This window comes from Kitasatospora sp. NPDC101108, from assembly GCF_055584725.1.
On the sequence record NZ_JBVJLM010000001.1, the window covers coordinates 208,340 to 226,773 of the forward strand.

The 18,434-nt window shown below is 73.4% G+C and carries 15 protein-coding genes; 6 read left to right on the forward strand and 9 right to left on the reverse strand.

What is annotated here, in order from left to right; genetic code table 11:
- Positions 1–6: 6 nt before the first annotated feature.
- From ACZ6Z8_RS01030 to ACZ6Z8_RS01040, 3 genes are all read right to left on the reverse strand, one after another.
- A complete protein-coding gene (locus ACZ6Z8_RS01030) occupies positions 7–609 on the reverse strand; it encodes a YbaK/EbsC family protein (RefSeq protein ID WP_465604912.1) in 603 nt (200 codons plus the stop codon).
- 201 nt (positions 610–810) lie between these two features.
- The gene (locus ACZ6Z8_RS01035) at positions 811–3,360 is read right to left on the reverse strand and encodes a collagenase (RefSeq protein ID WP_465604915.1); all 2,550 of its coding nucleotides are present in this window, start codon (positions 3,358–3,360) and stop codon (positions 811–813) included.
- A 214-nt stretch (positions 3,361–3,574) separates the two neighbouring features.
- Positions 3,575–5,107 (reverse strand): IucA/IucC family protein, encoded by a 1,533-nt coding sequence (locus ACZ6Z8_RS01040; protein WP_465604918.1) that lies wholly within the window; start codon positions 5,105–5,107, stop codon positions 3,575–3,577.
- A 48-nt stretch (positions 5,108–5,155) separates the two neighbouring features.
- Here ACZ6Z8_RS01040 and ACZ6Z8_RS01045 point away from each other — a divergent pair, with 48 nt between their 5' ends.
- Positions 5,156–6,658, forward strand: coding sequence for an IucA/IucC family protein (locus ACZ6Z8_RS01045; protein WP_465604921.1), 1,503 nt, complete (start codon positions 5,156–5,158; stop codon positions 6,656–6,658).
- Positions 6,659–6,662: 4 nt separating this feature from the next.
- Positions 6,663–7,514, forward strand: a complete 852-nt coding sequence (locus ACZ6Z8_RS01050; RefSeq protein WP_465604924.1) for a TauD/TfdA family dioxygenase — start codon at positions 6,663–6,665, stop codon at positions 7,512–7,514.
- Between the two features lie 89 nt (positions 7,515–7,603).
- Here ACZ6Z8_RS01050 and ACZ6Z8_RS01055 read toward each other — a convergent pair whose 3' ends face one another.
- Together ACZ6Z8_RS01055 and ACZ6Z8_RS01060 are read right to left on the reverse strand one after the other, a co-directional pair.
- A complete protein-coding gene (locus tag ACZ6Z8_RS01055; protein ID WP_465604927.1) occupies positions 7,604–8,386 on the reverse strand; it encodes an ABC transporter permease in 783 nt (260 codons plus the stop codon).
- Positions 8,383–9,123, reverse strand: coding sequence for an ABC transporter ATP-binding protein (locus ACZ6Z8_RS01060; protein WP_465604930.1), 741 nt, complete (start codon positions 9,121–9,123; stop codon positions 8,383–8,385). Before ACZ6Z8_RS01060 ends, ACZ6Z8_RS01055 begins: the two co-directional genes overlap by 4 nt.
- A 684-nt stretch (positions 9,124–9,807) precedes the next feature.
- On the opposite strand from ACZ6Z8_RS01060, the gene ACZ6Z8_RS01065 reads away from it, so the two are divergent.
- The 4 genes from ACZ6Z8_RS01065 to ACZ6Z8_RS01080 all read left to right on the forward strand — a co-directional run bounded on the left by ACZ6Z8_RS01065 (position 9,808) and on the right by ACZ6Z8_RS01080 (position 14,391).
- Positions 9,808–10,902, forward strand: a complete 1,095-nt coding sequence (locus ACZ6Z8_RS01065) for a sugar ABC transporter substrate-binding protein (RefSeq protein ID WP_465604933.1) — start codon at positions 9,808–9,810, stop codon at positions 10,900–10,902.
- A 172-nt stretch (positions 10,903–11,074) separates the two neighbouring features.
- Complete coding sequence (locus tag ACZ6Z8_RS01070) at positions 11,075–11,863, forward strand: ATP-binding cassette domain-containing protein (protein WP_402814063.1); 789 nt, start codon at positions 11,075–11,077, stop codon at positions 11,861–11,863.
- On the forward strand, positions 11,860–13,131 hold the full coding sequence (locus ACZ6Z8_RS01075; RefSeq protein WP_465604937.1) for a sugar ABC transporter permease: 1,272 nt from the start codon (positions 11,860–11,862) through the stop codon (positions 13,129–13,131). The genes ACZ6Z8_RS01070 and ACZ6Z8_RS01075 overlap by 4 nt, the downstream gene beginning before the upstream one ends.
- Before the next feature lie 156 nt (positions 13,132–13,287).
- On the forward strand, positions 13,288–14,391 hold the full coding sequence (locus ACZ6Z8_RS01080) for a carboxylate-amine ligase (RefSeq protein WP_465604940.1): 1,104 nt from the start codon (positions 13,288–13,290) through the stop codon (positions 14,389–14,391).
- Between the two features lie 26 nt (positions 14,392–14,417).
- Here the strand turns inward: ACZ6Z8_RS01080 and ACZ6Z8_RS01085 are convergent, their stop codons facing one another.
- The 4 genes from ACZ6Z8_RS01085 to ACZ6Z8_RS01100 form a co-directional block, all read right to left on the reverse strand.
- Positions 14,418–14,972, reverse strand: coding sequence for a hypothetical protein (locus ACZ6Z8_RS01085; protein ID WP_465604942.1), 555 nt, complete (start codon positions 14,970–14,972; stop codon positions 14,418–14,420).
- Positions 14,973–15,051: 79 nt separating this feature from the next.
- Positions 15,052–15,840, reverse strand: coding sequence for a phytanoyl-CoA dioxygenase family protein (locus ACZ6Z8_RS01090; protein WP_465604945.1), 789 nt, complete (start codon positions 15,838–15,840; stop codon positions 15,052–15,054).
- Between the two features lie 253 nt (positions 15,841–16,093).
- Positions 16,094–17,560: an aminotransferase class I/II-fold pyridoxal phosphate-dependent enzyme gene (locus tag ACZ6Z8_RS01095; RefSeq protein ID WP_465604948.1), complete on the reverse strand. Its 1,467-nt coding sequence runs from the start codon at positions 17,558–17,560 to the stop codon at positions 16,094–16,096.
- Between the two features lie 355 nt (positions 17,561–17,915).
- On the reverse strand, positions 17,916–18,176 hold the full coding sequence (locus ACZ6Z8_RS01100) for a GlsB/YeaQ/YmgE family stress response membrane protein (RefSeq protein WP_465604951.1): 261 nt from the start codon (positions 18,174–18,176) through the stop codon (positions 17,916–17,918).
- Positions 18,177–18,434 lie beyond the last annotated feature (258 nt).

The following is an 18,434-nucleotide window of genomic DNA, read 5'->3' on the forward strand; positions in this document are numbered from 1 at the left end:
CACCGCTCAGCTCTCGACGGCGGTGGGCTCCGCGGCGGGTTCGACGGCGACGGCCAGACCGGGGACGACCTCGGCACCGGGCAGCGCGGCCAACGCCGCCCCCGGGAGGATCAGCTTCCCGCGGCGGCGCCCGCTGCCGACCAGGACGTGCGGCGCCGCCGCCACCGCCTCGTCGACCAGCAGCGGCCATCCGTCCGGGAGGCCCACCGGCGTGATGCCCCCGTACTCCATCCCGGTCGCCTCGACCGCGGCGTCCATCGGGGCGAACGAGGCCTTGCGCGCCCCGAGGTGCTTGCGGACCGCCTGGTTCACGTCCAGCCGGGTCGTGGCCAGGACGACGCACGCGGCCATCGTGACCTCCCCGCCCCGCTTGGCGGCGACCACCACGCAGTTCGCCGAGTACTCCAGCGGCGCGTCGTAGGTCTCGCAGAACACCGCGGTGTCCGCCTTCTCCGGGTCGGTGTCCACGTACAGCACCGCCGCGGCCGCCTCCGGCGTGTCCCAGCCGCCGAGCGCCTCGGCCACCGGCGGGGCCAGCTCGCCCCGCACGTCGAGTGCCGGGCGGACGGCCGGGAACTTCCCGAAGGGAGGCGTCACTTGGTCGCTCATGCGAGCACCCTAGCGAACGCCCGCCGCCCGCAGCCAATCAACCCGACCGGGACGACCGTTGACCGCGAAGGACGTTGGGATCCACGGTGGATGATCAGTTGCCGGTCCGGATCGCAGGCGGGAACTCGGTGGCGCCTGTCCGGGCGCGCGGGCGGCGGCCCGGAGCGGTGTGCTCCGGGCCGCCGCGCGCGGGGGCCGGGGTCAGTACCGGGTGGTGACGGTCACCCCGCTGAAGTCGGTCTGGGCGTAGAGGCTGATGTAGCGGTAGCCCGCCGTGGTGTTGGTGACGGTCAGGCTCTGGTCGGTGGTGCCGTAGGTGGTCGAGCCGTTGGTGTAGGCGTTCGGCGTGGCCCAGCTGTCGGGGTTGTAGAGCAGGTACGCGGTGCCCGTGCCGCCGGAGCTGTCGACCTTCAGGGTGGTGGTGCCGGCCGGCAGGTAGATGTAATAGTAGTCCAGGTTCCCGGCGGTCGCGGACTGGTTGGTGCGGGAGCAGTTCCGGTCCAGCACGCGGGTGTCGGCGGCGGTGCAGCCGACCACCTTGCTGACCGTGACGGACTGGGTGATGCTGTTGGTCCTCCCGTTGCCGTCGGTCACCGTGAGGCTGACGGTGTAGCTGCCCGCCTTGCCGTAGCTGTGCGCGGGGCTCTGGGCCGTCGAGGTGGCGCCGTCACCGAAGTTCCAGGCCCAGGAGACGATGCTGCCGCCGCCGGACTCGGTCGACCGGTCGGTGAACCGGACGTCCAGGCCGGACGGGGCGGCGGTGAAGGCGGCGGTCGGTGCGCCGCCCACCTGGCAGGCGCCGGCGGCGCAGGCGTCCAGCCAGGTGTTGAACTCGGCGTCGTACGCGGTGCCGATGGAGTTGTAGACCGCGTAGCCGCCGGTGTAGTCGCCGGTCCGGAAGTGGCCCAGCATGGTCTGGATGACGTCCGGGTGCTTCTCGACCATGAAGCGGACGGCCAGGTAGCCCCACGGGTAGGTGCGGGTGGTGTCGCTGTTGTCGTAGGTGTTCTGGAACAGCGTGCTGAGGGCGTAGGTGTGCTTGGGCGCCTCGGCCACCGCCCCGGTGTCGGTGACGTTCCGGTAGCTGTAGGACACGTACTCGGCGACGCCCTCGATCCACCAGACGTCCGGCACGGAGATCTGCTGGGTGAAGTCGCCCTTCATGTCGAGGCGGCCGTCCAGGGCGTGGGTGTACTCGTGGTTGAGGTTCCAGACGCCCGCGGTGAAGCCGTCGTCGCCGTTCTGGTAGGTCAGCGAGATCGGCTGGTTGGCGGGGGCGGTCGGGTCGCCGATCAGCGTGATGCCGCCGTTGTTGGTGCTGACGCCGTAGATGCCGCCGGCGTAGGTCCGGTAGTCCTGCGGGGAGGCGAAGACCACCATCTGCAGCGAGTTCTCGTACTGGCCGGCGATCGGGCCGCTGTCCTTGACCAGCTTGTGGAAGAACGGGTCCTGGTTCTGCAGGCTGGCGCAGACGGCGGCGAGGTCGGCGGCGGTCAGGCTCTGCGCCAGGAGGGTGTGGGTGGAGTCGCAGGTGTGGCTGACCGGCAGGGCGGCGGCCTTGAGCTGCGTCGGCAGGTCGCAGACGCCGTAGTACGAGCAGTTCGCCTTGTCGTAGAAGGCGGCCATGCCGGCCACGCCGACCCAGAGCGGCGCGGTGGGGCCGGTGATCGACGAGACGTCCATCAGGCCCTTGACCAGCGGCCGGACGGTGTTCACCAGCGCCGGATGCTCGATGAACCGGGCCGTCTCCAGACCGGCGTTGGAGGCCAGGAAGGAGTTGTTGCCGCCGAGCATGCCCTTGTGGTTCAGCGCGAAGTCGTCGAGGGTGGTGATGATGCCCGGGTCGGCGGTGACGGCGGCGACGTAGTCGGCGTTCTGGTGGCCGCGGAAGATCGGGGTGTACACGCTGTTGGCGAAGTTCACCATGTACCAGGACGAGTCCCAGGAGCTGTTGTACGCGTTCAGCACCTGCTGGTACGTCTTCAGGTAGTGGGCCTGGAGGTTGGCGCTGTCGGTGAGGACCATCGCCTGGCCCTCGACCTGGCCGTTGCCGTCGTTGGCGTCGAGGAAGTGCGGGCCGGTCACCAGGGCGTCCAGCGCGGCCTGGACGGCGTTGGTCAGGGTCGCGTCGTACGTGCCCACGTCGGCCGGGTGGTAGTACTGCACGTAGTAGCCGGCCTGGAGGAAGTAGACCAGCTGGTAGACGCCGTTCGAGTTGTCGCCGGTGTACGAGGCGGCGGCGCTGCGCAGACCGTCGGCCACCGCGAGCATCTGGCTCTGTTTGAACACTCCGCTGGCGTCGCCGCCGGTGAGGCGGAACAGCGAGCTGATGCAGTCGACGGCCGAGCCCTGGACGTGGCCGACCAGGTCCGCGCCGGTGCGGCCGCTGAAGTCGGCCGGCGTGCACGAGGTGTCGGCCGTCCCGGCGGTGCCCCGGCCGGACTTCGCCGGGGCCGGGGCCTTGGCGAGTTCGGGCTTGGGGGCCTGCGGCGCGGCCGACTGCGGGGAGAGCGGCGGGAGTTGGGCGGGTGCGAGCCGTCCCGTCTGGGTCTGCGCGTGGGTGTCGAGACCGAAGGCGGTGCCGGTCGGGGCTATGCCGGCGAGGTGCCCGGGGTGGGGAGCCTGGCTCGCCTGCCGGCCGGTCTGCGCCGTGGGGGCGGCGGAGCTCGGCGCGGCGGCGAGGCCGGTGATGGCGGTACTTGCGGCGGCGAGCACGGCCAGTGCTCGGGGCAGCCGAAGTCGGTGACGCATCGTCACTCCTTGCTGGGGGGTGGGGGGTGAGCCTCACGCGCTTGCCGTGAAGGCGTCGCCTGGCACGGTGTCACGGGCGACCCGGCGCAATCAATAGGGTGTGACATATCACTTTGAAATTGCAGTGAGCCCTTCGGGCACGGAGTGACGGCGGCCCGTCCGTCACCCGCCGGGTGCTCGACGTCCTCGACCGCGTCGAGCGGCCCCGGGTGTTTCAGGGGCGGACGGCCAGCGGGTTGGGGACGGGGACGTAGCGCGGTTCGGTGCCGTCCGCCCCGATCCAGCGGGACAGCAGATTGGCCTTGCACGGGACGGTCGCCGCGGCGAGCAGCGTCTCGGCCGCGGTCAGGCCGAGTTCCTTGTCGCACCGCTGGACCACCTGCCGCGCCAGCGGCCACAGGGCCGCGGCGGCGTCGGGGAAGCGCCGGGTGAGCGCCTCGGCGATGCCGGTCAGGTTGTTGACGACCAGGCAGTAGGTCAGCCGCTTCCAGGCCTCCTCCCGAGGCGTCGGCGGAATCGCCCTGGCGCCTTCCGCGTCGCGGAAGAGGGCCTGGACGGGCAGGCCGTCCGGGCCCACGGCGATCAGGGTGTTCTGGAGGTGGCACTCGACGCCGACGCCGTGGCGGGCGTACGCCTCCAGCACGGGCGGGACCACGCGGTCCAGGTAGGCCGACCACCAGGGCAGCGGGTCGGTGAGGCGGTCGAGCGGATCGCCGTCGAAGCCCTCGGTGAGCGCCGCCGCCAGCAGCGCGGTGGCGCCCGGGAGCAGGTGGTCGTCCAGTCCGTCGCGGACCAGGACGGGGAAGGTCTCCTCCAGGCCGCGGACCGTGCGGTACCCGCGTTCGCTCAGCCACGCCGCGGGGCCGTCCATCGCCCCGAAGGCCGCGCCGACCAGCGGGTCGGTGCGGAGCGCGTGGCGCAGCTCGTGCCGCCGGATCCGCCGGACGTCGTTGGTGATCTGCACCTCCAGGCTGAACTTCAGGAAGAGGTCCCCGGAGGCCCCGGGCCGCTCGTCCCCGCCGGGGACGTGCACCGTGCGCACCGAGGCCGTGGCCCGGGCGTCCCAGGGCGTGTGGCCCAGGTGGACGAGGCGGCCCTCGGCGAAGGCGGCGCGGACCGCCGGCCGGTGGCGGGTGAGGTCCAGCTGCCAGGGATGGACGGGCAGCAGCCGGTGGCCGTCGGGTGCCCGGCCCAGGGCGTCGAGGGCGCGGGTGTCGCCCTCGTCGACCACCGCGTCCTCGCGCACACCCAGCAGCACGAGCGGGAAGCGGCCGTGCGCCTCCGGCGCGTAGCGCAGCCAGGAGCCCGGCGGCCCACCGCCGCTACGGGCCTTGGGCGCCGGGTGGTACGGGTGGCCCATGACCAGGGCCTGTTCGGAGCGCAGCCACAGGCTCTCGGGCGGGACGGCCCGCGAGCGGGCGGCGAGGATGGCCTCGACGACCTCCCGGCCGGCGGCCATCTCGGCGGCCAGGGCGGCGTTGGCGTGCCCGGTGACGGCCAGCATCTCCTGGGCTGCGAGGCGGATCAGGCCGCTGTGACGCACGGGTTGCCAGGCGGTGCCGGTCCACAACTCGGGTGCGCCGAAGGGGCGGCCGGCGCGCACACGCAGCAGCCGGCCGGTGGCGTGCAGACGGTGGACCGCGCGACCGGCGGCCGTCTCCCCGGTCGGCAGGGCTGCCTCCCTCAGGAGGCAGTTGAGCAGGGGCGCCGTGGCCAGCGCATCGGCTTCGCGGGCGAAAGTATTCATCGAGGAGCAGTATGTGTGGCGGGTGTTCGCCCGCGGTAGAACATCGGGGTGTGCGACACCCCCGCCGAGCGCGAGCTGGCCGAGGAACTGGCGAGCTTCCGTCCCGAGTTGGCGCCCGCCTATCTCGCCGCCCTGCCCGGCGCCCGGGCGGCGGTGCTGGCTCGGCTGTGGCGCGGGCTGGTCCACGAACCGCTGCCCTGGGTCGCCGACCGCGCCCGCGGCGGCGACGGGATCTCGGTCCGGCTGACCGACGGGCGACGGCTGTTCGGCCCGCCGTCGGACCCCTGGGCGACGGGAACCGCGGTCGCCGCCGTGGAGCTGGACGGCGTCCCGTACGACCACCCGGCATCGCTGATGGCGGCCCTGAAGGTACCCGGCGGCGAGCCGTTCGCCGACGAACTCGACCACAGCACCGCCTCCTTGGCGCTCTCCCGGACGGCCACTCCCCCGGCCGGGCCGCCGTCGGAACCCTGGGAGTGGGAGCAGCGGTCACCGGAGGGCCACCCGTACCACCCCACCTGCCGTTCCCGGCCCGGTTTCTCGGCCGCCGAGCAGCTGGCCTACGCGCCCGAGCACCGGCCGGTGGTCGGTCTGCGGCTCACGCCGGTGAAGGGTGCGACGGTGCGGGGCCCATGGCCCTCGCAGTGGCGGGACGGGGAGACGGTGCTGCTCCCGGTACACCCCTGGCAGGCCGAGCACGTCCTCGGCGGCCGGCCGCTGCTGCCCGGTCCGCCGGCCCATCCGCTGCTGTCCCTGCGCACGCTCGCCCTCGACCACCAGGTCCATGTGAAGACCGCGTTGAGCGCCCGGCTCACGTCCCAGGTGCGGGACATCTCGGCCTATTCGGTGGACCACGCGCCGGCCACGTCCGCGTTGGCCGCCCGGGTCGCGGAGCGCCTGGACGGCCGACTGCACATCACCCGGACGCTGGCCGCGGCCGGGGCGGGCACGCCGGACCTGGCGGCGGTCCTGCGCGAGTCGCCGTACGTCCATGCCGGGACGGACGAACAGGTGGTGCCCGTGGCCGAGCTGTCCGGGCACTTCGCCGCCCACGACCCGCACCGACGATCCGCGCGCGTCACCGAGTTCGCGCGGCTGGCCCTCGGCGTCTGCCTGGAACTGCTCGACCTGGGCGTGGCCCTGGAGGCGCACGGGCAGAACCTCCTCGCGGTGGTCGACCGGGAGGGACGGCCCCGCCGGCTCGTCTACCGGGACCTCGCCGACATCCGGATCAGCCCGGCCCGGCTGGCCCGGCACGGCCTCCCGGCGCCGACGATGACCGGCCGGCTGCTCGAGGACGACCCCACCGTCCTCCGCCGCAAGGTCCTCGGCTGCCTGCTCACGGGCGCGCTCGGCCCCCTCGCCGGGAGCACCGCGGAGCTGGGCGCCCTCCTCGAAGCCGCCACCCGCGACCTCCCCCCGACCCCGGACCTGCTGGCCCTGCGCACGGAGGAACTGCCGGTCAAGGCCCTGACGTTGATGCGGCTCTCACCGGCGGGCGACCGGTGGGCACACCTGCCCAACCCCGTCCGCGGCGCCGCGGAAAGGTGAGCAGATGCCCCAGCCCGTCCCCGTCGAAGCACCCACGGCATGGCACGTCCCCGACCTCAGCGAGTCCGACTGGCTGGTCCCCCTGCCACCCGCCTGCTCACGCGCGCTGGACGGCCCGCCGGCGCGTCCGGCGCCGGACCTGGCGGAACTCGCGGAACTGGCGGCGCAGGTCACCCGACGCGTGCGGCACGGCCGGGGGTTCGCCGTCCTCCGGGGCGTCCCGGTGGACGGCCGCACCGACCAGGAGTGCGCCGCGCTGTGCCACCGGCTCGCCGCCTCCCTGGGCACCCCGTGGCCGGCCGACCCCGGCAACCTCATCACCGTCGCCGACAACGCCGGACTGGGGAAGACCGACCTCGCCCTCACCCCGCACACCGACCGGACGCCGGCTCCCCGTCCGCCCGGACTGCTCGGACTGCTGTCCGTACGACCGGCCGCGCAGGGCGGCGAGACCCTCCTCGTCAGCGGCCACACCGTGCACAACCGGCTGCTCACCGACGCGCCCTGGGCCCTCCCCCGCCTCCACCGGGACTTCCACTTCGGCCGGGGCGTCGGCTTCGACCGCGTCCGCCCCGTCTTCCGGCGCCGCGGCGCCGAGCTGCGCGTCCACTACAACCGGCGCGGGATCGAACGCGCCCACCGCGAGGCCGGCGCGCCCCTGGCCCCCGACGACCACGCGGCCCTCGACGCCGTCGACCGGCTCCTCTCCGACCCCGGCACCGTCCTGCGCATCCCCCTCCACCCGGGCGACCTCCTCTGGCTGGACAACACCGTCGTCCTGCACGGCCGCACCGCCTTCACCGACCCGCCCGCCCCGGCCGCTCCCCGCTGCCTCACCCGCGTCTGGGCGGACTGAGCACGGGCCCGCACCGCGCCCGCGGGGCCCGGCGAGCGCCGGCGGGCCGCTCCCCCGCTCCGGTGCGGCACCGCCCCACGAACGGGAGGTCATCGTCGGGTCCCGGCGGTGAGCGGCCGCAGTCGGTGGGCGTCGTCGAACAGGGCCCGCTCGGCGAGGTGGGCGGCGGTGAGGGCGGCCAGGGCGGCGGCGGAGAGCATCATGTACATCACGACGATCTGGTAGCGGATCGCGGTGAGCGGGTCGACACCGGCCAGGATCAGGCCGGTCATCGCACCGGGCAGGCTGATCAGCCCGACGGTCCTGGTGGCGTCGACGGCGGGGATCAGCGCCGTGCGCAGGGTCGAGCGGAGGTGGGGCGCGAAGGCGTCCGCGGCCGGCAGGCCCAGGGCGAGGCGGGCCTCGATGGCGGGGCGCGCGGTGCCGGCCTCGTCGCGAAGGCGCACCAGGAGGAGGGTGGTGGCCTGCATCGCGCCGGAGACCACCATGCCGCCGACCGGGATCACCACCCGGGCCTGGGCCGCGACGACCCCGAGGGCGAGCAGCACGCCGAGGGTCGCGGCGGAGCCGACGGCGACCGCGGTGGTGGCGATCGGCAGTGCGCGGGGCATCCCGGCGGAGCGGCCCGCGCAGACACGCGCGGCCGTGATCACCATGAGTGCGAGGCAGCCGGCGGCGCCGGCCATGCCGGTGTGCTCGAAAACGAGGAGCAGGACCGCGCCGACGGCGGCGAGTTGGACACCGGCGCGTGCGGCGGCAACGGCGATGTCCCGAGCGAGGCCCAGTCGCCGGTGCCAGGCCACCGCGATCGCCGGCAGCACCAGGGCGACGGAGGCGGCGACCCCGGCCCAGCTCGGTACGGCCGTGTTCACGTCCCCTTCCGGAGGTAGTCGACGCGGTCCGCCGGCCCGGAGGCGACCAGACGTCCACCGCGCAGGACCAGGACGTGGTCGGCGACCCGGCGCGCCTGTGGCCCGTTGTGGCTGACCAGCACCACGGCGAGTCCGTCCGCGACCAGGTCCCTGATCGTGTGCTCCACCGCCAGCGCGCTCTCCCCGTCCAGGGCGGACGTCGGCTCGTCGAGCAGCAGCACCTCCGGACCGACGGCCAGCGCCCGGGCCAGGCAGACCCGTTGGGCCTCGCCACCGGACAGCCCGGCCGTGGCCCGCCCCAGCATCCCGGCCGGCAGACCGGCCCGCTCCAACAGCACGGCGGCCCGGTCCTCGTCGAGGTCCGGGCGGCCCACCCGCAGGTCGTCCACGACACGGTCGGTCAGCAGCACCGGCTGCTGGCCCACCAGCCCGACCCGGCGGCGCAGCTCCAGCACGTCGAGCCGCGGCAGCGGCGTGCCCCGGAAGAGGACCTCACCCGAGGTCGGCTCCGCCAGCCGGTTCAGCAACCGCAGCAGCGTCGACTTGCCCGCCCCCGACGGCCCGACCAAGGCCGTGCAGGCGGCGCCGGGAATCTGCGTCGAGAGACCGTCCAGCAGCAGCCTCCCGGCACGGCGCACGGTCACCCGGTCCAGGAGGAACGACGGGGGCGCCTCCGCCCCGGGGCTGCCCCGACCGCGGGTGCGGGTGCGAACGGCGATGGCGAAGGGCTGGTCCACGGGCCTCCGTTGCCGGTGGGGCGGCGGGCGGGGCCGGCCCGCCCGGCCGGGAATCGGTCCGAGCACCTCATCGTGCCAGTGGCACCGCCGACACCGGTGGTGATCACCGCCGCGCCCACTCGTACGGATGACCGCCACCCAGCCACCACTGACGGGCATCATCCGTGCCACGGCCGGACCGGTCCGGACGATTGCCGCCCGCACGCCCGCCCGGGACGGCCCCGGGAGCCCTGGCAGCCGCGGCAGACGGGCCGGCCCCGCAGGGATCGTCACTGACGGAGCGCCAAAGGCCCCTGTCGAAGGGCGAGTCCGGCTGCGCGCAAATCCCACCGGCACATCTTGAACGCACAGCCCCCACAAGTAGCCGGGCGACACGTACGCCTCGTGAATCCCTCGCCCCCCGGCAGGGCCGGCCACCCGAGCCGCCGTTACCGACGGTTCAGCCTGGGTATCTGTGTGTACATGGCGCCAACCCTCGGGCGAAGGCCCGGCCCCGCCGGATCTTCCGCTCGTCGACCAGTGGCCGACGGAGGCCTCCTTTCGGCCAGACTGCGTTCAAGAAGATAACGAATAGGTGTGGACAGGTCTCGTCTTGGTTTTACTTCTTGACTCAATCTGGCCAGGGAGGGTTGACTCCAGCCACCCCGCCGCACCGTCGCGGCGACGTCAGGGAGGCACCCCACCATGAACGCAACGACGCGTCGCGCCGTCATCGCCACCGCAGCCGTCTCGATGGCCCTGTCCTTGGCCGCGTGCGGCAAGGCCGGCGGCGACAAGAAGGACTCCGCCGCCTCCGGCGACACGAAGTCCATCGGCCTGCTGCTGCCCGAGAACGCGTCCTCGACCCGCTACGAGTCCTTCGACAAGCCGTTCATCGAGGCCAAGGTCAAGGCCCTGTGCGCGGACTGCAAGGTGCTCTACAACAACGCCGAGGGCAGCGCCGCCAAGCAGAAGCAGCAGTTCGACACCCTGATCGCCCAGGGCGTCAAGGTGATCGTCCTGGACGCCTTCGACGCCACCTCGACCGAGGGCTGGGTCAAGGAAGCCGCCGCCAAGGGCGTCAAGGTCGTCGCCTACGACCGCCTGGCCACCGGCCCGGTGGCCGCCTACGCCTCCTTCGACAACGAGAAGGTCGGCGAGCTCCAGGGCCAGGCCATGCTGGACGCGCTCGGCCCCCAGGCCTCCAACGACAACATCGTCATGATCAACGGCGATGACGCGGACCCGAACGCCGGCCAGTTCAAGGCCGGCGCCCACAAGGTCCTCGACGGCAAGGTCAAGAAGGTCGTCTACGAGCAGTCGGGCGAGTGGAAGCCCACCGTCGCCGGCCAGAAGATCGGCGCCGCGATCACCCAGCTCGGCAAGGACGGCTTCCAGGGCGTCTACTCCGCCAACGACGGCATGGCCGGAGCCATCATCACCCAGCTCCAGAACGCCGGCATCAAGGTCCCCGTCGGCGGCCAGGACGCCGGCCTGGACGCCGTCCAGCGCATCGTCAACGGCGACCAGGCCTACACCATCTACAAGGCCTACAAGCCGCTCGCCGACAGCGCCGCCGAGCTGGCCGTCGACCTGCTGCAGGGCAAGGACGTCAAGACCGTCGCCACCGCCAGCGTCGACAGCGCCACCGACAAGGGCATCCCGGCCAAGCTGCTCGACCCCAAGGTCGTCACCAAGGCCAACATCCAGGACACCGTGGTCGCCGACGGCCTCTACAAGGTCTCCGACATCTGCACCGCGGACTACGCCGCCGCCTGCGCCGCCGCAGGCCTGAAGTAGTTCCGCCCGGGCGGAGCTCCCCACCTCCCCGGGGAGCACCGCCCGCGCCGCGCGGCGGGCCCACCCCCCGCTCCGGCAACCCTCTGTTCCCACGCTCACCCGCCCGCGCCGCACGGCGCGCGGGCCAGCCCGGCCACCGCCGCGCCCTCGCGGCGTGCCCGGGAAGAAGGAGATGGTTCACGTGACAGGCGCACCCGTACTGGCGTTGCGCGGAGTCTCCAAGCGGTTCGGCGCCGTCCAGGCACTGACCGACGTGCATCTGGAGGTACACGCAGGCGAGGTGGTGGCCCTGGTGGGCGACAACGGCGCCGGAAAGTCCACGCTGGTGAAGACCATCGCCGGCGTGCACCCCATCGACGAGGGCACGATCGAGTGGGAGGGCGGGGAGGTCTCCATCGCGCGCCCGCACGACGCCCAGGCCCTCGGCATCGCCACCGTCTACCAGGACCTCGCGCTCTGCGACAACCTCGACGTGGTCGGCAACCTCTTCCTCGGCCGCGAGCTGAAGAGCTTCGGCACGCTCGACGAGGTCGCCATGGAGAAGCGGGCGCGCGAACTGCTCGACACCCTCTCCATCCGCATCCCGAGCGTGCGCATCCCGATCGCCGCCCTGTCCGGCGGCCAGCGCCAGGTGGTCGCCATCGCCCGTGCCCTCGTCGGCGACCCCAAGATCGTCATCCTGGACGAGCCCACCGCCGCCCTCGGCGTCGAGCAGACCGCCCAGGTCCTCGACCTCGTCGAGCGCCTGCGCGAACGGGGCCTCGGCGTCATCCTGATCAGCCACAACATGGCGGACGTCAAGGCCGTCGCCGACACCGTCGCCGTCCTGCGCCTGGGCCGCAACAACGGTGTCTTCGAGGTGGCCGGCACCTCGCACGAGGAGATCATCTCCGCCATCACCGGCGCCACCGAGAACGCCGTCACCCGGCGCCAGGCCCGACTCGCGGAGGAAGCGAAGTGACCACCGAACAGCCCACCCCGACCAAGCCCGCCCCGGCCCCGGCCGCCCCCGCGGTCGACCCCCGTCTGCTCATCCGCGAGGCCGGCATCGCCGGCTACCTCGCCGAGTTCAAGCAGAAGATGCGGAACGGCGACCTCGGCTCCGTGCCCGTCGTCCTCGGCCTGATCCTCATCGCCGCCATCTTCCAGGGCGTCACCGGCGACTTCCTCAACGCCGACAACATCACCCACATCACCCAGTGGATCGCCGGCCCCGGACTGATCGCCGTCGGCATCGTCTTCGTGCTCCTGCTCGGCGAGATCGACCTCTCCCTCGGCTCCGTGGCCGGCGCCTCCGCCGCGATCGCCGCCGTCCTGTCCGCGCGCTCCGGCTACAACGAGTGGCTCTCCTGCCTCATAGCCGTCGCCGTCGCCGTCGCCATCGGCGCCCTGCAGGGCTTCTTCTTCGCCAAGATCGGCGTCCCGGCCTTCGTCGTCACCCTGGCCGGCCTGCTCGCCTGGAGCGGCCTCCAGGAGTACGTCCTCGGCGACAAGGGCACCGTCAACGTCGTCCACGACGGCGTGCTGGCCAATCTGGACAACTACTTCCTCGGCGACGGCGACATCGTGTACGCCTGGGGCCTCGCCGTCCTCGCCATCGCGCTCTACGCCGCAGGACAGCTCCTCGACGCCCGCCGCCGCACCGCCGCCGGCCTCGCCGCGCGGCCCGTCAGCGAGATCGCGCTGCGCACCGGCGTGCTCGCCGTCGTCACGCTGGCCGCCGCCTACATGCTCAACCAGGACCGCGGTCTGCCGCTGCCCGTGCTGGTCTTCCTGACCATCGTGGTCGTGACCGACTTCGTCCTGCGCCGCACCAGCTACGGCCGGCAGATCTTCGCCGTCGGCGGCGGCGTGGAGGCGGCCCGGCGCGCGGGCATCAACGTCTCCTGGGTCCGGATCTCGGTCTTCATGATCTCCGCCGGCATGGCCGCCCTCGGCGGCCTCTTCTACGCCTCGCAGCAGGGCTCCGCGGACAAGATCCTCGGGGGCGGCAACGTCCTGATGAACTCCATCGCGGCGGCCGTCATCGGCGGCACCAGCCTGTTCGGTGGACGCGGCAAGACCTGGTCGGCCCTGCTGGGAATCCTGGTCATCCAGTCGATCACCACCGGCCTCGACATGGTCCACGTCAGCCAGGCCATCCAGTACATGATCACCGGCGCCGTCCTGCTCGCCGCCGTCGTCCTGGACTCCGTCTCCCGCCGCACCCGCAAGACCGCGGCACGCTGACCCCGTCGCACCCGGCCCGGCATCCACCCCCACGGATGCCGGGCCTTCGACGTTCCCGGGCCCGAGCAGCCGCGGTGCCGGCGGATCCGGCCGGCCCGTCACGGACGACCGGGCCGGCGGTCGTGTACGGAAGCCGCTCCGGGGTAGCTGAGCGGCATGCTGACACTCGGAGTCGAGGAAGAGTACCTGCTGGTCGATCCCCGCGACGGCACGCCGCTGCCCCGGGCCGCCGAGGTCCTGGCCACCGCCTCGCTGGCGCCCGCGCTGCGCCCCTCCGAGGCACAGCACGAACTGCTCCAGGTACAGGTGGAGAGCGCGACCCCGGTCTGCGAGGACCTGGCGGGGGTGGCCCGCCACCTGACCCGGGTGCGTGCCGGGCTGAACGCGGCCGCGGCCCAGCACGGCTGCCGGGTCGTCCCGGTCGGCTCGGCCCCGTTCGGGCCGCCGGGCCCGATACCCGTCACCGACCACGAGCGCTACCGGCGGGCCCGCCGACAGGCGCCCGCGCTGGTCGACGACCTGATGCTCAACGGCATGCACGTCCACGTCGGCGTCCCCGACGAGGAGGAGCGCCTGGGCGCCCTGGTGCGGCTCCGGCCCTGGCTGCCGGTGCTGATCGCCCTGAGCGCGAACTCGCCCTACTGGCGCGGCCACGACACCAACTTCGCCAGCTGGCGCACGGTCCACTTCGACCAGTGGGCGGTCAGCGGGCCGCCGCCCGCCTTCCGCGACGCCGCGGACTACCGGCGGCGGGTGGCGGCGTTGCGGGCCGCCGACGCGATCGCCGACGCGGGGCAGCTGTACTGGCACGCCCGGCTGTCGGAGCGCTACCCGACCGTGGAGGTGCGGGCGGCGGACGTCCAGCTGACGGTCGCCGACGCCGAGCTGTTCGCCGGCCTCGTCCGGGCCCTGGTGACCACCGCCGTCCTGGAGGAGCGCCAGGGGCGCCCGCGCCCGTCGCCCCCGGAGGAGCTGCTGCGGGCGGCGACCTGGCACGCCGCCCGCACCGGGGTGCACGGACAGCTGGTCTCCCCCGCCGACGGCACCGCCCACCCGGCCGCCGCCGTGGTCGAGGAGCTGCGCGCCTACGTCGCCCCGGGCCTGGAAGCGGCCGGTGACACCGGCCGGGTGGCCGAGCTGTGGCGTCTGTTCGAGGGTGCGGGCAGCGGCGCCGACCGGCAGCGCCGCTGGTACCGCGAACACGGCTGGGCGGGGCTGGCGGAGCACCTGGTGGGCTCCACCGTGACCCGTACGCCCTGAGGCCGGGCCGCCCGTCGCGCCGCTGGTCAGCCGAGCGTGACGCCACGCTCGCGGGCCAGGTCCTCCAGCCCGTACCGGGCCACGTGCTCGGCGTTGCCCAGGTCGATCGTCCGGACGCCCTCGTCGGCCAGCCGCTCGTTGATCTCGTCCAGGTGCTGCCGCACGAGCTGCTTCTCGGCGTCGGTGGTGCGGCCCTTGTGCGGCCGGCCGGCGTGTTCCAGGCTGGCGTAGTTGACCCGCTCCTTGGCGCCGGCCGGCACGACCTGGGCCGGGAAGGTGCGGGCGACCTTCTTGGCGCCCCGCAGCACCTCGGCCATCGGCGCGGCGGAGGCCAGCCGGTTGAAGGCCTCGGCTTCCAGCACCACCGTTTCCGGGTCGTCGGAACCGGGGTGGTGCAGCTCGATCGTCACCAGGTCGAGCGCCAGCTCCTCCACCCCGGCCAGCTCACTGCCGAGGGCCTCGATCTCGACCGGCCCGTCCTCCAGGTCGGGGTGCTGACGCACCACGATGCGCACCAGGTCCTCGTCGTTCTCCACGTGCGTACCGGTCAGGTCCGAGAACCGGATGATCTTCTGCCCCATGTCTGCCTCTCGTGACGGCTACGGTCTGGCGAGAGCCTACGCCGGGATTGATCAACGACTCGACGCGGCCGGTGCTCCGTCAGGAGAGGGCGCCGGGGGCGTCCTGCCCCAGGCCCCGGCGGATCGCGATCTCCACCGGCGAGTACCCGCCGTCGGCCCGTTCCAGTTCGTACGGCGCGGCCGGCATCAGCGGCGGCTGGGCCATGAAGCGCGGCCGCACCCCGTGATGCGGCTGGGCCGCGTGCACCAGGAACGGATGGCACAGGAAGACGTCACCCGGGGAACCGGTGGCGAGCGCGACGGGCCGGTGCTCGGACGCCGCCACCAGATCGGGGGCGAGGGTCAGCCCGCTCGCCCCCTCCTCGCCGTACTCCGCCAGGACCTTCGGCACGTCCAGGTGTGAACCGACCCGGATCCGGGTCGGGGCGTCCTCCTCACCGACCTCGCTGAACAGGAACAGCATCAACAGCGCCCGGCCCCGGGACCTCAGATTGGTGAAGTACCAGTTCTCGCCCTCCGGCAGGTAGCTCCCCTCGATGTGCCAGCCCGCGTCGTCCGGCTCCTCCTCGTGCGGGAAGCGCAGCGGGAACGTGCCCAGCGAGTAGCGCGGCTCCCAGCGCCCCGCGCCGACCAGCAGGTCGTACGCACGGTGCAGGGACGGGGAGTTGGGCGCGGCGGCGAACGGCCCCTGCGCCATGCCGGCCACCCAGTGCACGGGCCGCGTCCAGGTCGAGCGGTCGTCCGGGTCGCAGCCCGTCTCCCGCCACAGCAGTCGTGCGCAGTCGGCGGCCACCCGCGGCGCGACGGCGCCCTCCAGCTTCACGAAGCCGTCGCGCAGGAAGGAGGAAATCAACGTCGTGTCATCCATGGCTCCATCGTGCGGCGACGCCCCTCCCCCTCACCCGACAATCCCCGCACCACTTCTGTCGGGCGCGCACCGGCCGACGGCCACCGCGTCGCACACGTCCCGGTCTCGTCAGGCGGGCTGGACGGTGACGGTGCAGAGGCGCTTGGTGGCTCGGGTCAGGGCCGCGTACAGGCCCCCCTACCCACCGGGGCGGGCCTTGATGACGACCTCGGATGAACGACCGTCCGAGCCAGGCGGGCCGCTCCTCGACCGTTCACTCCTCGACGGCCACTCGGACGGTGTCCAGGTTCGGATCGGCGGCGTCCGGGACGAGCATGCCTGCCTGTACGCCGGTGCGCAGGTAGCCGACCACCGCGCCGTTGAGGCGTTCGCCGGGCAGCGCCGCGGGGATGCCCGGCGGATACGGCGTGAGCATCTCGGCGACGACACGCCCGGCGGCCTGGTCGACCGGGACCTGCTCGGTACGCCCGAAGAAGGCGTCGCGCGGCAGCAGCACCTGCTCCAGCCGCAGGTCGGCGGGATCGGGGACGTCGACCTTGCCGGCGGGGCGCAGGGTGGGCGCGATGTCGACCAGTTCGGTGACGGCGTCGAGCAGGGCCCGGGTGGTGGTGCCGTCGTCGGCGTGGCTCAGCTGGGCGCTGATCCGGCGGTGGTCGCACAGGTGCAGGTTGATCTGGTGGTGCGAGCGCAGCCAGTCGCCGGCGCGGTAGCCGGTCGTGCCGAGCGCGGAGATGTCGATGACGACCTGGAGGGGGTCGAGGTCGGCGGCGCGCGCGTCACCGCAGAAGTCCTCGCGGCCGTGGACACGGAGGCCGTCGAGCCGGCCGAGGTCCCGGCGCAGCTCGTGGGCGAGGTGCAGCGCCCGGTCGTAGAGGTCGCGGCCGTGCTGCACCATCTGCCGGCGCCAGCCGTCGAGGGCGGCGTACACCAGGACGGACGGGCTGGTGGTTCCGAGCAGGTCCTCCCGCTGGTTGAGCACGGCCGGATCGATACGGTCCCCCTGGAGGTGGAAGACCGAGCTCTGTTCGAGGCCGGAACCCATCTTGTGGACGGAGGTCACGCACAGGTCCGCACCGGCGTCCATGGCCCAGCTCGGCAGGTCGGGGTGGAAGGGCAGGTGCGCCCCCCACGCCTCGTCGACGATCAGCGGTTTGCCGCGGCCGTGGCACACCTCGGTGATGGCGGCGAGGTCCGCACAGGTGCCGTAGGGGGTGGGCGAGGTGACCAGTGCGCCGCGCGCCTGCGGGTGCCGGTCGAACCCGGCGCGGAAGGCGTCGGCCGACGGCGGGTGCGCGAGATGCAGGTCGGGGTCCCACTGGGGGTCGATCCAGACGGGGCGGATGCCGGCGAGGATGAGGCCGGCCACGACGGACTTGTGGGCGTCGCGGCCGACCAGCAGCTCCTCGTGGGGGCCGGCGACGGACAGCATGGCCGCCTTCACCGACAGCGAGCTCCCGCAGGTGGAGAAGAACGTGTGGTCGGCGCCGACGGCCTCGGCCATCAGCTGCTGGGCGTGGTGCAGGATGCCCCGGGAGGACGTCCGGTCGTCCAGGCCGCCGGTCGCCAGGACGTCGGACCGGAACACGTCGGCGCCGAGCGCCTGGAGGACGCGCGGGTCGGTGCCGCGGCCCTGCCGGTGGCCGGGTGGCGTGAAGGCGGTCATCGGGTTGGTGTGGAGGGCCGAGAGGGCTTCGAGGACGGGTGCTTGGGACTGGTCCATGAGCGGCGGCTGCCCCGGAGATCCGGAAGGAAACCGCAGCGGCCGGAGCCCGGCCCGGCGGGCGCGTCCGACCAACGGTTCGGTCCGGACCCGCCGGGCCCTGCGTATCTGCCGACCGCGGGTGTCGGGGAGGAAAGGGCTCGGGCGCGGCTGCCGGGTCGGCCCCGGCCGGCGCGGCGGGGGCGTCGAGGCCGGCCGGGGCAGGTCGACACCGTCCGCGCGTGGCCGGTGGCCGGCGCTCGTGAGCAGCACCGGCCACCGTACCCGGCAGGAGCGGACCCACCGCGCCGAAGCCCTGACCGCTGATCGCCAACCTGCTTCCTCAGCAGCCGAGTTGGGTACCCCGCCGAACTGGTCAGCGGCGCCGTCCCGCGTAGACCGGAGACACCAGCGCGATCAGCACCGCCGCCACGCCGACCTGGAGCAGGTGCCGGATCCAGTCGATCCCGCCGGTGTGCCGCACCCCGAAGTAGGAGGCCGCGGCGTTGCCGAGCACCGCTCCGGCCAGGCCGACGAGGACGGTCAGCCACAGCGGCACGGGCTGACGTCCGGGCAGGACGAGCTTCGCCAGTACCCCTACCACCAGACCCGCCACCAGGGCCCACAGGATCGTCATGGTCCTCTCCTCTCGTTCGCTCTCAACCGTCAGCAACGCCCGTCGTGTGCCCCCGAGTTGGACGTTCATGCCCGGCACCGCCCGGCCCGGCTCCGCGCCGCGGTCCGCAGGTTTGGCCGGCCGGATCGGGGTGAGACGAGAAGGGGGTCGGCAGGAACGGCCCGGACGGCGTCCACCCCCTCCCCTCGGGGCCGCCGTCCGGGCCGCCGCCGACGGCTCAGAGCCCGGCCACCGTGACGACCACACACCGGCGGCCGG